The following is a 13144-nucleotide window of genomic DNA, read 5'->3' on the forward strand; positions in this document are numbered from 1 at the left end:
GACGCTCGTGACGAGTGCCGTCGTCGCCTCGGCGTGCGTATCGACGGAGAGGGACCCGCTGGCTCGAAGTAACGACCATTTCTGAATGAGAAACGCGGGGTTGATTTTTACACACTATATTCTCGAAGGAAGTCGTATGGCACTCCAACTAGGCCAAGCGCTCGGGCGTGGAACCCGACGCGCGTTCTCGGTTAGTGGGGTCGTCGCGCTCGTACTGACGATATGCTATCAGGTCGTCTTCGTCGGGGCGTTGAACACCGTCATCGCGGGCCAACTCCCGGCCAGCGTCCAGTCGAGTGACACCGCTTCGATTGGCGTTACGTTCCCGCTGTCGACCGAAGTGGCAGCCACGTTGGGACTCGTCTCACTGCTGTTCGGCGTCTTCGTGTTCCTCGTGATCATTCGGTTGTTGACGCGGGACGTCGGCCAACTCTCCTCGCTGCCCGGACACCTGTTCACCCGGCGCATGGGCGCTACGTTCCTGTCCGGACTCGTCGTCAGCGTCATTCTCACCATCGTCATCCCGATTGGATACGTACTGCTGTTCATCCCCGGGCTGTTTCTCACGGTCAGCCTCCAGTTCTCGCTGTTCGCCGTCGCCGTGGAAGACGACGGTCCCATCGACGCCCTCCGTCGAAGCTGGGACCTAGCGCAGGGGAACCGTTGGCGACTGCTCGCACTGGTCGTTCTGTTCGGCATCCTCGGCGGTATCGGTGGTGCCGTCGGGTCGCTGTTCTCCTTCGTCTCGCCGACGGTGGGACAGGTCGCCTCGCTCCTCATCAATTCGGTGCTCATCATCCTGATGTACGGTATCCTCGCCGACTCGTTCGTCCAACTGCGCGGCGGCCCCGCGGCTTCGACCGACTCGCTGGTCTGACCGCGTGAGGGGACGGGACCCGTCCCTGACGACTGATTCTTCGGTGCTCGTGGACCTGCCGCGACACAGATAGTGAGAACCGACGACCGCATCGCTATCGATAGGTCGGAATCCGAAAACGGAGGGCCGGCGCGCAGAGGAGAGCGCAGCCAGCGAGGGGGGATGGGTTCGGGAGTGGAATCCTCAACCCGCGGGGATGAAGCGGGCACGAGAACGGTCTCTCCGTAGCGTAATAGAGGGACCCCCTCTGTTTCGCCATCAGAAACCCGTCCACCGGGGCGAGAGCGGCAGAGTGCCGCCACTCTCGTTCGAGGAGACACCGTCAGAACGGGAGTGAGACGCGTGCCGAACGAGCCGTCTGTCTGTCGCCCGTGCTCAGTGGGCGACGGACTCGTCGACGGCGTCGACCGGCGTGTCGAAGCCGCCACCGAGAGGGATGGCGAGCGACGTGGCGACGGCCTCGAACCGCTCTTTGTGATGGCCGTCGTCACAAATCATCATCTCGGTGCGGACGAGTCCGGCGTCACGGAGTTCGTTGAGGCGGCGATACGCCGTCGCCCGCGAGACGTCCGCCGCCTCGGCGACGGCACGGCCGCTTCGCGGCTGGGTCGTGACCGTCTGGTACACGCGACGAGTGTACTCGTCTCCGAACAGTTCGAACAGTTCGGCGACCGAGAGGCTGATATCCGCCGGTTGCTCGGTCTGATGCGTCGACCGCTGTGCCGAATGCGTGGACATACGACTGAAAAGAACACTATCCCTACTGGATGGTGGGGCTAGCTATGCAGACCATCTGATTCTGCAGTATCTAGGTATGCAGACATTGGGGTCGGACATCCGTGTTCGAGTACCGTGTTTCTGAATCAGAAGCGGCAGGCAACACTAAACGAGTGGCCACTCTAACGACGTGCCATGAGCGGGTATCACGACAGTGCCGGCCGTGGGGACACTCAGCGACCACTGCGATGGCTGCGTACTCGCTGCGACTGCACGGGAGGCCGATAGGCGACGATGACGGACGCGTGCGGGGTCACGCTCGACGACGTTCCCGACCCGATGCTGGCCTACACCACCGAGGGTGACACCCCTCGCATTACGGCGACGAACGACGCCTTCGAGCGGACGTTCGAGCCTATCTCGGCCGGCCAGCCAGTCGAGACGGTCTTCGACCGCTGTAGCGTCGTCAACTCGACCGCCGAGGAGTCCCCTACGACCAATCTTCTCCGAGGCGACCGGGTCAGCCTCTATCTCGACGGGGGAGGGGGGGAAGGACCGTTCTTCGCTCGGACCCTGCCATCGGGCGACGAAACGGGGTATCTCGTGTTCTCGGACGCAGAGGAGTGTCTCGGCCTCGCGGAGGGACCCGCCATCGGGCAGGTCAGTAGCGTCATCAGTCACGACCTCCGCAATCCGCTGGACGTGGCCAAGGCCCATCTTCGCGCCGCCCGAGAGACGGGCGACGCGGAGCATTTCGAGACGGTGGCCGACGCCCACGACCGGATGGAGCGGATAATCCGTGACGTGCTGACGATGACGCGCGCACAGACGCCCTTGGAGCCCTCGGACGAGGTTCCTATCGAAGTCGCCGTGGCGGAGGCGTGGGAGTCGGTCGACACTCGGGGGGCCACGCTCGACGTACAGAGCGGCCTCCCCACGGTCACGGCCGACCCGGAGCAGGTTCGCAGGCTGTTCGAGAACCTGTTCCGGAACGCCGTGGAACACGGACCGGCGGGCGGTGAGGAGGCCGCGAATCGGGAGACGGTGACGCTCACCGTCGGCGCGTTGGAGGACGGCTTCTACGTCACGGACGACGGGACGGGTATTCCGCCGGACGAGACGGAGGTGGTTTTCGAGCGGGGATACTCGACTCGGGACGACGGAACGGGGCTCGGCCTCGCGATTATCGACCGAATCGTCACCGCACACGGGTGGGAGATAGCGCTCACGACGCCCGCCGACGGCGGGGCGCGGTTCGAGATTCGACTCTAGTCCACGCGACCACCAGAACCAATAGGCTCGTATCGAGCATATAGAGCCAATCAGCTATGGACGACCGGCTTCGACAGGCCCCCATCGGCGTCCTCGACGTGTCGTCGGAGGGGGCGGTACGCGACGCGAACGCGGTTGCCCGGTCGCTTCTCGATATCCCAGACGGCGTCGCTGGCGCTTCGCTCGCCGAAGTGTTTCCCCGCTCCGTCGAGAACTCGCTCGGGATAGCCTTCGAGGGCACCGCTACCGACGCGTCCTTCGAGGAGTACTACCCCGACCTCGAACGGTGGCTCGACGTCTCGGTCGTCCCGGCCGACGACGGCGCCGTCGTCTACGTCCGAGACGTGACGGCCGAACGCCGCCAGAAACAGTCTCTCGAACGGCTCCGACAGGACCAGAAGCGAACGGCCCTCATCGAGAACGTGCTGTCGAAGATTCTCGCGAACCTTGTCGACGCCACCTCGCGCGAGGAAATCGCCGAGACGATTTGTCGGGAACTCGGTGACACGGAGTTGTACGAGTTCGCGTGGGTCGGCGAGCGAGATATCGGGAGCGACGGCCTCGTCATCCACGCCGTCGCGGGTGAAACCGGCGAAACCTTCGACGCGATACGGGATGCGCTCGGGGACGAGACGGTGACGACGCCCGAAGAGCGGGCGGTCGAGACTGGGTCGCTCCGGGCGGCCCAACCGCTGGCGGACGACCCGCTCGTCCCCGAATCGGTCCGGGTCGCCGGCTTCGCGGACGGGACCCAATCCGCACTGGCGATTCCGCTCTCGTATGGCTCGACGGTCCACGGCGTGGTCGGCGTGTACGCGAGCGAAACGGCGGCCTTCTCGGAGCGCGAGCAAACCAGTTTCGAGACGTTGGGCGACGTCGCTGGATTCGCGGTCACGGCCGCCCGCAACCGCAATCTGTTGCTCTCTGATACCGTCGCGGAACTCACCTTCGAGGTGGGTGACGGGTCGGCGCTGGCTCGGCTGAGCCGCTCGCTCGAATCGACGCTGACGCTGGACGGGGTGGTGCCGCGCGGCGACGAGACGCTACTCTGTTTCGTCTCGGCCGAAATCGCCCGTAGCGAGGCCATCGAAGACGCCGCGAGCGATATCGACGGTATCGGCGACGTCCGAGCCATTCGAGAGTCGGGGTCGGGGTGCGGCGTCGAACTCACCGTACTGGGTTCGGTACCGCTCGTCACCGTGTCGTCGCTCGGCGGGACCGTTCGGCGGGCGACTTTCCAGAACGGCACCGGGCGAGTCGTCGTCGAGCTACCACCGGGCGGCGACGTACGTCGGATTGCGGATACGGTCAGCCGGACTCACGATATGGAGTTCGTCGCGAAAACGGAGCGCGAACGTTCGGTCACGACGGCTCGTGAGTTCCGAGACGAGTTGAACGAGCGGCTAACGGACCGACAGCAGACGGTCTTGCAGACTGCGTACCTCGCGGACTACTTCGAGTCGCCGCGCGGAAGCACGGCCGAGGAAGTCGCCGAATCGCTCGATATCACGGGGTCGACGCTCCTCCATCACCTCCGCGCAGGACAGCGAAAGCTCCTCGATGCGTATCTCGACGAGCGGACGCAGTCGGCGGAGCGGTGATTCGTCACACGCGACGGGTCGTGCTTCTGGCGGAGAAACACGAACCGGACCGATACGGGTCCGCGGATGGAGAGGCGTGTATGGTCTGGTCGCAACTCGGTGCCGTCGCGGGGTTCGCAGTCGTCGTTTTGCTGTGTTGCTCGCCGCTCTTGGCGCTCTCACGCCTCCGTGACCTGTTTCGCTGGCCGACAGAGTGGCTCGCCGTGAACTACCTGCTCGTCGGCGGCGTCCTCGTCGGGGTACAGTCCCTCTCGTATCTCGGCATCATGCTTCTCGTCGCGGGGACGGGAACGGTCACGGGGGGTGACGCAGCGGGTATCGTGGCCGGCGTTCTGGCCGCCAATCTCTGTCTGCCGGGTGGCGTCGCACTCGCGGCTCTCCGACTGCTTCCCGAACGCGGCTACTGGACGCCCGACGGCGACGGACTGAGCGGCCGCGTCGCCCTCGGTATCGGGGTCGTCTGGTACGCCGCCGTGACGTCCGTCGGGTTCGTTCTCGTCGGACTGACACTGCTGTTTGCGAATCTGCCGACGTGACTGCCCGTTAGATGTCTTCGCGGTCTATCTGGTCGAACTGCTCGAACATTTCGTCGTCATCGAGTAGTCGTCGCGCCCGTCGTTCGAGCCGTTGCGCTCGCTCGCTAATCTCCGAGTATCCCTCGTGCCCGCGGCGTGTCTCCGAACTCAGTTCCGCTTCGAGCACCGCGCGCTTGGCTTCGACGCTGAAATACTCGCCGAGCGTTTCGTACGCGAGAATCTGTCGCTGCTGGTCGATTACGGCGCGCACGTCCTCTCTATCGACGGGTTTGCACAGGTAGTCGTCGAAAGGCATATCCAGCACTTCGACGCCCGGGTCGACTGCCGTCACCATGACGACGCGCCCGTAGAAGCCGCGTTCGTCGAGTGCCGCCAACACGTCGTCGCCAGACATCCCCGGCATGTGGCGGTCCAAGAGGACGATATCGGTCGGCGACTCATCGAGTATCGACAGCGCCTCCTCGCCGCCGTAGGCGGTTTCGACCGCACAGTAGCCGCGTAGCCGGAGCGCGTACGCGTCCGCGACTTCCTTTTCGTCGTCGACGACGAGTACGCGTACGTTCTCCGTGCTGTCGGGTCCGGACATCTGTGTCGTCGGCCTAGCGACGCGTCGTGACCGAACCCACATAACTGATGCCTTCTTCGTCGGACGCGAGCCCAACGTGTCCGATTTCGGACTGGTCGCGGTCGAGCGGTGGCTTTACACCGACCCCACAGAGACGGGTCGGCTAATGGGGCTTGCCGCGACGCTCGGCACACTCGTTCTCGACGCCGTGGCCGTCGGCGTCCTCGCGTGGCTCACGTGGACGGCGGTCCAGTCGTGGGAGCAACCGAGCGCCGACCCGTTCATCGCGCTTCTCGCGACCCTCACGCTGTGGGCGATGCTCGCGCTCGGGGCGGACCTCCCGGTGGTCGCATCCGGAACCGTGGTGTCCGCAGTGCTGGAGTTGGGTCAGTTCGGCGCGGCACTCGCTATCCCCGGCATCTGGACGGTGTACGCACTCAGCTACACCGGGCGCGGGACCGGGCTGACGTGGCGTCGAATCGCGCTGCTGGCCGGCATCGCGTTCCCGGTGGTCGTCATCGGCGTCGTCATCGCGCTCGGCCCGCCCGAAGCGGTCGTGAAGTACGTCGCCGCGTCGATGTTCGGCACCGAACTGCTGTACGTGCTGGTGTTGTTCCTGTACGCGACGTATCTCCTCGCGGACCTCGGCGGCAGTCACGCCCGCGTCTCCAACACACAAATTGCGATGCTGACAATGGGGGTTGGCGCGCCCTACCTCGTCGGACTCCTCGGAAACAACACCGGTCTCGCGAACGGTGCGGCGGTCGGCCTCGTTCTGTCGGGCAGTCTCCTCGGAGTGTCCATGCGCCGGTATCCCGTGATGACCGGCTTTCCGAAGGCGGAGTACGTCGCTCGAACCCGCGTCGTCGAGACGCTTCAGGAAGCCGTCGTCGTCCTCGACTGGGACGACCACGTTCTCGACATCAACGAGGCGACCGCAACGCTGTTCGACCGCTCCGCCGCGGAGATGGTCGGAGAACCGGTCCGGTCGGTCATCGACGGACTCGACCAGACGGACCTCGCCGTCGGCGACACGGGCACGGTGACGCTCCGGACGGCCAAGGGGCGCCGACAGTTCCAGTTCAGCGTCTCCGCCGTCGACGACGACGCCGAACCGGTCGCCAGAACCGTGCTCTTTCGCGACGTGACCGCGCGACAGACCCGGGAACAGCGGCTCGCGGTCCTCAACCGGGTCCTCCGACACAACGTGCGAAACGACTTGGACGTGATTCTCGCCTACGCCGACGGGGTCGCCGACGACGAACTCCGGACGGGAATCAGGGGCAAGGCGACCGACCTCCTCGAACTCAGCACCAAAGCCAGAGACGCCGAGGACGTCATGACGGCGAGTACCGACGCACCCGCTCCGGTGAACGTCGGGGACGTCGCGGCGTCCGTCGTCGACCAGTTCCGGACCGGCGACGTAACGCTCGACTGCCCCGACGACGTCCGGATTTCCTCGCATCGAACCGTCATCGAGTACGTCCTCACCGAACTGGTGGAAAACGCCATCGTGCATTCGGACGCGGAGACGCCACACGTCGAGGTCCGCGTCCGAGCGGGGCCGGACGCGACGGTGGAACTCGCCGTGGTAGACGACGGGCCGGGTCTCCCGGAGCGAGAGCAAGAGATTCTCGGCGCCGGGACCGAAACACAGCTCAAACACGGGCAGGGAATCGGGCTGTGGTTCGTCAACTGGGCCGTCAGCCAACTCGGCGGCGACCTCGAATTCGAGCAGAACGACCCCAAAGGCAGTATCGTCACCGTTCGCCTGTACGGGGGCGACAACCACGACTGATGTGCCGCCACTCAGAAAGTCAGATATTTGCCTCCGTTGCCCGGCACGGTCAGTAGATGGTCTCCGTCGCTGACGCGCAACGGCACGGCCCGTCGGCCGAGACAGTCGCCGTCGTCGTCGCGAACGCGCTTCCGCTGGTCGGCGTCCTCGCCCTCGGGTGGGACCTCACCGCACTCGTCTTCCTCTACTGGTTCGAACTCGGAATCGTCGCGTTCTGGGCGCTCGTCCGAGCGGTGTTTGCGGGCCGACCGTCGGAGTTCGAATCCAGCCCGCTGATTGCCGGCGCAGTGGCGAGCAAGCAGACCGCGATTCCGGTTCCGGCCACCGGACTCGGGATTCGGCTCTCGACACTGCCGGTTCTCGCCGTCGTCACCCCGATTCTCGCGCTCGTGTGGTTTTTGGCGGGCGTCACGACCGTCGGCGTGGTCGGCCCCGACACTCTCGATGCGGGGACGTTGGAGACGGTGACGGTCGCCTCGGTCAGCATCTTTCTCAGCGAAGGCGTCTCGACGTGCGTCGAGTACTTCTATCGGGGAGAGTACCGCGAGCACAGCGCCCAGACCGCAATTCGAGGCGCCTTCGTCCGGACGGCGGTCATCGGCGTCGGCGGGCTGATTACGGCAACCGTCGTCGGGCTTGGCGCCAGTTCCGTGCCCGCCGACGCGTCGATTACGTCCATCGACCCGGCCGTCGTCGGACTGCCGCTGTTGGTCGGTATCGTGCTGGTGAAGTTCGCCTTCGACCTCGGAGGCGTGTACCGCGAGCGACTGACCGCCTTCGACGAGGCGTCCTATCTCGATTTCGGGTGGGCGTACGAGCCGCCATCCGACGAACCGGTAGCGCCGGTGGGGTCCGAAATCGACCGACTGCGCCCGACCGTCGGCGGGCGGCTGTTGGGCGGCGTGTCGGTCGCAAACGCCCGACTGCATCCGGGTGCCGTATTCGTCGGCGGCGTCCCCCTTGTCGTCGCGCTACTCTTCGCGATGGGACGGGCGTGGGATATCGTCCTCGTCGTCCTCGCGGCCAGCCTCGTCGTTCCGCTCGGGCTTCTCACGGCGGATTACTGGCTCCGATACGGGGCCGCCGAGTATCGGGTGTCCGAGGATGCGGTCGTCGCCTACGACCGGTTGTTTCGGACCCGAATTTGGCGCATCGAGGCGGGGGAGGGCCTCGAAATACGGGTCGAACGCGGTCGGCTCCATCGGTGGCTCGGAACCTCGACGGTCGTCGTGGAGCGTACTGACGAGGAACGTCGGGTTCCGCACGTGCGGAACCCGGTGCCGATACTCGACGTGGTCGGCCGGCAGGAAAGCGGCTAGCGGTCGGCACTCGGAACGACACTGGCGGCGAATTTGACAAAATATATTCAGTTGAATCGAGTTGGTCGACCCGATGCGTTGGTCCCCGCTCGCCCGCAAAGAAGCCCGAACAGTCGCGAAATCGAAGGGCGTCTGGTTGCTCGCCCTCCTCCTCGTGCCGTGGAGCTATCGCCCGACGTACGTCGGGTGGGACGGCCTCGGAGCGAACATCACGGCCGGATACGTCCAACTGGCCGGAACGGGTCTGCTTCCGCTCGGCGTGTTGCTGTTGAGTTATCAGTCGGTCGTCGGCGAACGGACCGCCGGCAGTATCAAGTTCGTCCTCGGACTCCCGCTGACGCGAACGGACATTCTGGTCGGAAAGGTCGTCGGCCGGACGGTCGGTATCGCCGGCCCGGTGTCGCTCTCCGTTCTCGTCCTCGCCGGTATCGGAGTGGTCCAACACGGACTGTTCGACCCGCTTCCGTTTCTCGGTGTCGTCCTCGTGACGCTCGGCTACGTCGGCGTCCTCGTCTCGATTGGCGTGTCGATTTCGGCGGTGACCGAGCGAACGGTCACAGCCGCCGGCGCCGTGTTCGGCGTCGTCTTTCTGCCGTTTATCGCGTTCTGGTCGCTCATCGCCACGGCGCTCTTCTCGCAGGCGACGGGCACGCCAGTCAACCCGCTCGACCCGCCGGCCTCGGGGCCGCTGTTCCTCCTGCATCGACTATCTCCGAGCGGCGCGTACAACGTCGTCACGAACTGGGTGCTCGGCGTCGGCAACTCCGCGAGCACCTACGGTGGCGTCCTCACGGAACTCCAGCCACAGGTGTCGACGAACGCCTTCGTCGTCGAGGCGACGTTTCAGCCCGGCGCGGTTCCCACCTATCTTCACGAATCCGTCGGCCTCCTCGTCCTCCTCGGGTGGCTGGTCGTCCCGCTCGGACTCGCTCGATTCGCGTTCGTCCGGGGTGACCTGCTGTGACCGACGCCGTCATCGACACCGACGGACTCACGAAGCGATACGGCGCCACTGTCGCGGTGGACAGCCTCGACCTCACCGTCGCCAGCGACGAGATATACGGCTTTCTCGGCCCCAACGGCGCCGGGAAGTCGACGACCATCGGACTGCTCATGGACTACGTCCGGCCCACGGCGGGAACGGTTCGCGTCCTCGGCGGCGACCCCACAACCGACGCCGTCGCTATACACCGTCGAATTGGGATTCTCCCCGACAGATACAGCCTCTACGACGGCCACACCGCGCGACACCACCTGTCGCTCGTCATCGACACGAAGGGAGCGAGCGACGCCCCCGCGGACCTGTTGGCCCGGGTCGGGCTGAGCGACGCCATCGAGCAAGACGTCGCGACGTTCTCGCAGGGCATGGAACAACGGCTAGCGCTTGCGATGGCGCTCGTTGGCGACCCGGACCTGCTCATCCTCGACGAACCGTTCACCGGACTCGACCCCCACGGTGTCAGGGCCGTCCGCGACATCATCCACGAGGAGAACGACCGCGGGGCGGCCGTCTTCTTCTCCAGTCACGTCCTCGGACAGGTCGAACTCGTCTGTGACCGGGTGGGAATCCTCCACGACGGCCGCCTCGCCGCAGAGGGAACCGTCGACGAACTCCGTACCCGGGCCGGCGTCGACGGGGAGGCGTCCGTCGAGGAGATATTCGTCTCGATTACCGACGCGGCGGTGACCACCGAGGGGGAAACGCGATGAGACGCCGTGCCGTCCTCGCCGCGGCTGGGGCCTCGATGGCGGGACTCGCAGGCTGTCTGGGCGATACGGAGTACGCGATTACCGACGTCGAGGTACAGTCGACGGCGCCGTTCGCGTTCGACGTGAGGATAGCAGAGCCCGACGCCGTCATCGAGCATCCGGCTCGACTCGAATTCGAGCTCCGAAACGACGGCGAGCGGGCGTTTCAGTTCCGGAACACGGGTATCTGGCCGTTCGGACTGCTGGAACTCGTCGGCTCGCCCGACCCCGAGGATGAGGGAGTCGGAGCACTGCTCTGGACGGAGGAGTACGAATCCAGCGAGTACGTCGATATCGAGAATCGGCAGAGCTACGGCGTCGAATCGACGCCGCTCGTCCAGTCCGTCGCATCTGGCGAGACGGTCAGCGAGACGTACGAGTTGCACGGCGAGGACATTCTCGACTCGGGCACCATGTACGTCCGCGGCAAATTCGAGCCACCGGTGTTCGAGTACAGGCGGGACGGAGGCGAGTGGCAGTCCTTTTCGCCCGAGATAGCGGTGACGATTGCGGCGAAAGGGCTGTTGTGACCCCCGAAAGACAAGCATCTACTTACGCGTGGCGCAAAACGTACCCCCCGATGCCCTCCATCATCAGCGAAGTCGTGTTCAGCGAACCCTCCGGCCGCCCCACGTCGATGGTCCAGTTCGCGGGGTCGCTCGCGTTCGTGGCGTTGTACGTCTACACCGGCGTGTTGGGCGACGTAGCGAGCGAGTGGCTCCTCGTCATGGCGACGGGGACGGGACTGTCCGGCGTCGCCGAGGCGCTTCCGAAGGACCGCCGACGGTTGGCCGGGGTCGTCCGCACAGCGGCGATGCTCGTTTTCGTCGGTCTGATTGTCACTATCGCTCTCTCCCCCGAATTCATCGTCGGAGGTCGATAGCGATGACACGGAGCAAACTGCGGGAGTGGGCCACCGTTACCGCCGTGTTCGTCATCCTCTGTGCCGCTATCTTCGTCCTGTTCGTCGGGTCCAACGGCGAGTTTCCCGCGATTTTCGGCTTCGAGGAGGGATACGTTCTCGTCGTCGGTTTACAACTGCTCGCGGCGCTCGCGATGTGGCTGACCGAGCCGAAACCGAATCTGCCGGGTATCACTCTGAGTAACGACGATACATGATGGCCCCCTCCGTGACGACATTGTTCGGCGGTGCGATGCTGTTTGTGGGCGGCATCATCCTGCTCGTGAGCGGGCGGTACGTCTGGCGGGCGACGGCTGTCCTCCGAGCGACGGAGGTAGACGCACTTGCCGACCGGGCCTCGAACGCGCTCGTTCGTGTCTCCGGCACGGTCAGTCGCGAGACGGAAGACATTCTCGTCGCGCCGTTCAGCGGCGTCGAGTGTGTCGCCGTCCGATACCAAATCGAGGAACGGCGGTTGAGCACCCTCTATCTCCTCCCGTGGTACGTGACGGTTCGCGAGGGGACGGGCGCGGTCGAATTCGCCGTCCAGTCGGCAGTCGGTACGGTCCCCGTCGTCGAGCCAGTTCGGACGGTCGTCCTGCAAAACGAAGTCGTCGAGACGGTTCGCGCCGACGAAGACCCGTCGGAACGGGTCAGAGAGTTCGAACGGAGCAAAGGGGCCTCCGAATCGACGGTCTGGCAGACCCCGCCGTCGGTCCTCGCACCGCTCTTCCGGTTCCTGTCGCTCGGCGCCCGACGGTACAGCGAACAGCGGGCGGCGCGCGGTGCCGAGATAACGGTGGTCGGACGGGTCACCGACGACGGAGCCGGACTCGACCCGATTGTCGTCTCGGACCGGGCACCGATGGCGACCGTCCTTCGAATGGCCAAAACGTCGATTGCAGGGCTGTGTATCGGCGGCGTCGGAGTGTTGCTCGGCTACGTCGTCCTGTTTCTGGGGTGACGGCTCGCGACCCGAGACGATGGGTCGACAGCGTGCCGCCTGTTGGCTCACGCGGAAACGCGCCTGCGTATCCGACGGTCGACGCCCCAGCCGACGCCGAGACTGCCCGCAATCGCGAGGAGGCCGAGCCAAGAGAGTATCGAGTGGTCGAGAAGGGATAGTGGAATCCCGACGGCGAACAGCCCCCACCGGAGGGATTCACGCGTCTCTCCCTTCCGGTAATGGGTGAGAGCCGGGACGAGGAGACACAGTCCGCTGAGTGTCCCGATGGCGAGGCCCACCGGGACGCGATACTCACCGACCGACAGCGTCGGGGCGCTCGAAACGGCGAGGGCACCCACGCCGACGAGGACGAGGAGGATGCCGGGTCGGAGGACGGAAGACTCACTGGAGGGCATTGCACCTCGAAGTGACGTGAGCCGTAACAAAAAGTTACATCACCGAATCCAGTGGCGCTCGCGCGCTGGGGGAGTGAGCGACCTAGTGAGCGGACATGCCGGAGACGACGTTGAGACAGTACACGCCGGCGACGATGAGGCCGATACCGACGAGGCCGGCGACGTCGATTGGCTCGTCGAAGGCGACGACGCCGATGGCCGCGATGGCGACGATGCCAATCGCCGCCCACGTCCCGTAGACGATGCCGACCGGGAGGTCCTCCAGTGCGAGCGAGAGACAGTAAAACGCGGCGCCGTAGCCGACGAGGACGCCCAGACTCGGCACCGGGCGTGAGAACCCCTGCGAGAGTTTGAGCGCCGTCGTCCCGAGAACCTCAGCGAAAATCGCCGCCCCCAGCACCACGTAGGAGTTCATGTTCTGGGTTCGTCCGTGTCGTCTGGTAGGTG

Annotated in this window: 16 protein-coding genes; 12 read left to right on the forward strand and 4 right to left on the reverse strand. The window is 65.4% G+C overall.

The features are described from left to right. Window positions 1-136 precede the first annotated feature (136 nt). Entirely contained in the window at window positions 137-877 is a 741-nt protein-coding gene (locus tag ACQUSQ_RS01430) for a hypothetical protein (protein ID WP_435066713.1), read from the forward strand. A 375-nt stretch (window positions 878-1252) separates the two neighbouring features. Here ACQUSQ_RS01430 and ACQUSQ_RS01435 read toward each other — a convergent pair whose 3' ends face one another. Next, the gene (locus tag ACQUSQ_RS01435) at window positions 1253-1615 is read right to left on the reverse strand and encodes a helix-turn-helix domain-containing protein (protein WP_435066714.1); all 363 of its coding nucleotides are present in this window, start codon (window positions 1613-1615) and stop codon (window positions 1253-1255) included. A gap of 273 nt (window positions 1616-1888) precedes the next feature. On the opposite strand from ACQUSQ_RS01435, the gene ACQUSQ_RS01440 reads away from it, so the two are divergent. The 3 genes from ACQUSQ_RS01440 (at window position 1889) to ACQUSQ_RS01450 (ending at window position 5003) form a co-directional block, all read left to right on the forward strand. Beyond that, entirely contained in the window at window positions 1889-2866 is a 978-nt protein-coding gene (locus ACQUSQ_RS01440) for a sensor histidine kinase (protein WP_435066715.1), read from the forward strand. A 56-nt stretch (window positions 2867-2922) separates the two neighbouring features. Next, complete coding sequence (locus ACQUSQ_RS01445; RefSeq protein WP_435066716.1) at window positions 2923-4467, forward strand: bacterio-opsin activator domain-containing protein; 1545 nt, start codon at window positions 2923-2925, stop codon at window positions 4465-4467. 80 nt (window positions 4468-4547) lie between these two features. Beyond that, entirely contained in the window at window positions 4548-5003 is a 456-nt protein-coding gene (locus ACQUSQ_RS01450) for a hypothetical protein (protein WP_435066717.1), read from the forward strand. A gap of 7 nt (window positions 5004-5010) precedes the next feature. On the opposite strand, the gene ACQUSQ_RS01455 is transcribed toward ACQUSQ_RS01450, so the two are convergent. Next, the gene (locus ACQUSQ_RS01455; RefSeq protein ID WP_435066718.1) at window positions 5011-5589 is read right to left on the reverse strand and encodes a response regulator transcription factor; all 579 of its coding nucleotides are present in this window, start codon (window positions 5587-5589) and stop codon (window positions 5011-5013) included. A 76-nt stretch (window positions 5590-5665) separates the two neighbouring features. Here ACQUSQ_RS01455 and ACQUSQ_RS01460 point away from each other — a divergent pair, with 76 nt between their 5' ends. The 8 genes from ACQUSQ_RS01460 to ACQUSQ_RS01495 all read left to right on the forward strand — a co-directional run bounded on the left by ACQUSQ_RS01460 (window position 5666) and on the right by ACQUSQ_RS01495 (window position 12299). Then, complete coding sequence (locus tag ACQUSQ_RS01460) at window positions 5666-7366, forward strand: ATP-binding protein (protein WP_435066719.1); 1701 nt, start codon at window positions 5666-5668, stop codon at window positions 7364-7366. A 56-nt stretch (window positions 7367-7422) separates the two neighbouring features. Then, complete coding sequence (locus tag ACQUSQ_RS01465; protein ID WP_435066720.1) at window positions 7423-8685, forward strand: DUF6498-containing protein; 1263 nt, start codon at window positions 7423-7425, stop codon at window positions 8683-8685. 73 nt (window positions 8686-8758) lie between these two features. Continuing rightward, window positions 8759-9649: an ABC transporter permease gene (locus ACQUSQ_RS01470; protein WP_435066721.1), complete on the forward strand. Its 891-nt coding sequence runs from the start codon at window positions 8759-8761 to the stop codon at window positions 9647-9649. After that, window positions 9646-10395 carry an ABC transporter ATP-binding protein gene (locus ACQUSQ_RS01475; protein WP_435066722.1) on the forward strand — a complete coding sequence of 250 codons (750 nt, stop codon included), beginning with the start codon at window positions 9646-9648 and terminating at the stop codon, window positions 10393-10395. Before ACQUSQ_RS01470 ends, ACQUSQ_RS01475 begins: the two co-directional genes overlap by 4 nt. Continuing rightward, window positions 10392-10964: a hypothetical protein gene (locus ACQUSQ_RS01480; protein WP_435066723.1), complete on the forward strand. Its 573-nt coding sequence runs from the start codon at window positions 10392-10394 to the stop codon at window positions 10962-10964. The genes ACQUSQ_RS01475 and ACQUSQ_RS01480 overlap by 4 nt, the downstream gene beginning before the upstream one ends. A 50-nt stretch (window positions 10965-11014) precedes the next feature. Beyond that, window positions 11015-11317 carry a hypothetical protein gene (locus ACQUSQ_RS01485; RefSeq protein ID WP_435066725.1) on the forward strand — a complete coding sequence of 101 codons (303 nt, stop codon included), beginning with the start codon at window positions 11015-11017 and terminating at the stop codon, window positions 11315-11317. Between the two features lie 2 nt (window positions 11318-11319). Beyond that, window positions 11320-11553 carry a hypothetical protein gene (locus ACQUSQ_RS01490; RefSeq protein WP_435066726.1) on the forward strand — a complete coding sequence of 78 codons (234 nt, stop codon included), beginning with the start codon at window positions 11320-11322 and terminating at the stop codon, window positions 11551-11553. Beyond that, window positions 11553-12299 (forward strand): hypothetical protein, encoded by a 747-nt coding sequence (locus ACQUSQ_RS01495; RefSeq protein WP_435066727.1) that lies wholly within the window; start codon window positions 11553-11555, stop codon window positions 12297-12299. The genes ACQUSQ_RS01490 and ACQUSQ_RS01495 overlap by 1 nt, the downstream gene beginning before the upstream one ends. A gap of 47 nt (window positions 12300-12346) precedes the next feature. Here ACQUSQ_RS01495 and ACQUSQ_RS01500 read toward each other — a convergent pair whose 3' ends face one another. Both ACQUSQ_RS01500 and ACQUSQ_RS01505 read right to left on the reverse strand, forming a co-directional pair. Then, window positions 12347-12697: a hypothetical protein gene (locus tag ACQUSQ_RS01500; protein WP_435066728.1), complete on the reverse strand. Its 351-nt coding sequence runs from the start codon at window positions 12695-12697 to the stop codon at window positions 12347-12349. A gap of 82 nt (window positions 12698-12779) precedes the next feature. After that, window positions 12780-13112 (reverse strand): DMT family transporter, encoded by a 333-nt coding sequence (locus tag ACQUSQ_RS01505; protein ID WP_435066730.1) that lies wholly within the window; start codon window positions 13110-13112, stop codon window positions 12780-12782. Window positions 13113-13144 lie beyond the last annotated feature (32 nt).

This window comes from Haloplanus sp. C73 (genome assembly GCF_051195115.1).
In the GTDB taxonomy this organism is placed as follows: domain Archaea; phylum Halobacteriota; class Halobacteria; order Halobacteriales; family Haloferacaceae; genus Haloplanus.

What these genes read in the sequence shown, in the direction of transcription:
- ACQUSQ_RS01430 (WP_435066713.1), top strand. Translation starts at nt 137, where the DNA reads ATGGCACTCCAACTAGGCCAAGCGCTCGGGCGTGGAACCCGACGCGCG.
- ACQUSQ_RS01435 (WP_435066714.1), bottom strand. Translation starts at nt 1,615, where the DNA reads ATGTCCACGCATTCGGCACAGCGGTCGACGCATCAGACCGAGCAACCG.
- ACQUSQ_RS01440 (WP_435066715.1), top strand. Translation starts at nt 1,889, where the DNA reads ATGACGGACGCGTGCGGGGTCACGCTCGACGACGTTCCCGACCCGATG.
- ACQUSQ_RS01445 (WP_435066716.1), top strand. Translation starts at nt 2,923, where the DNA reads ATGGACGACCGGCTTCGACAGGCCCCCATCGGCGTCCTCGACGTGTCG.
- ACQUSQ_RS01450 (WP_435066717.1), top strand. Translation starts at nt 4,548, where the DNA reads ATGGTCTGGTCGCAACTCGGTGCCGTCGCGGGGTTCGCAGTCGTCGTT.
- ACQUSQ_RS01455 (WP_435066718.1), bottom strand. Translation starts at nt 5,589, where the DNA reads ATGTCCGGACCCGACAGCACGGAGAACGTACGCGTACTCGTCGTCGAC.
- ACQUSQ_RS01465 (WP_435066720.1), top strand. Translation starts at nt 7,423, where the DNA reads ATGGTCTCCGTCGCTGACGCGCAACGGCACGGCCCGTCGGCCGAGACA.
- ACQUSQ_RS01470 (WP_435066721.1), top strand. Translation starts at nt 8,759, where the DNA reads ATGCGTTGGTCCCCGCTCGCCCGCAAAGAAGCCCGAACAGTCGCGAAA.
- ACQUSQ_RS01480 (WP_435066723.1), top strand. Translation starts at nt 10,392, where the DNA reads ATGAGACGCCGTGCCGTCCTCGCCGCGGCTGGGGCCTCGATGGCGGGA.
- ACQUSQ_RS01485 (WP_435066725.1), top strand. Translation starts at nt 11,015, where the DNA reads ATGCCCTCCATCATCAGCGAAGTCGTGTTCAGCGAACCCTCCGGCCGC.
- ACQUSQ_RS01490 (WP_435066726.1), top strand. Translation starts at nt 11,320, where the DNA reads ATGACACGGAGCAAACTGCGGGAGTGGGCCACCGTTACCGCCGTGTTC.
- ACQUSQ_RS01495 (WP_435066727.1), top strand. Translation starts at nt 11,553, where the DNA reads ATGGCCCCCTCCGTGACGACATTGTTCGGCGGTGCGATGCTGTTTGTG.
- ACQUSQ_RS01500 (WP_435066728.1), bottom strand. Translation starts at nt 12,697, where the DNA reads ATGCCCTCCAGTGAGTCTTCCGTCCTCCGACCCGGCATCCTCCTCGTC.
- ACQUSQ_RS01505 (WP_435066730.1), bottom strand. Translation starts at nt 13,112, where the DNA reads ATGAACTCCTACGTGGTGCTGGGGGCGGCGATTTTCGCTGAGGTTCTC.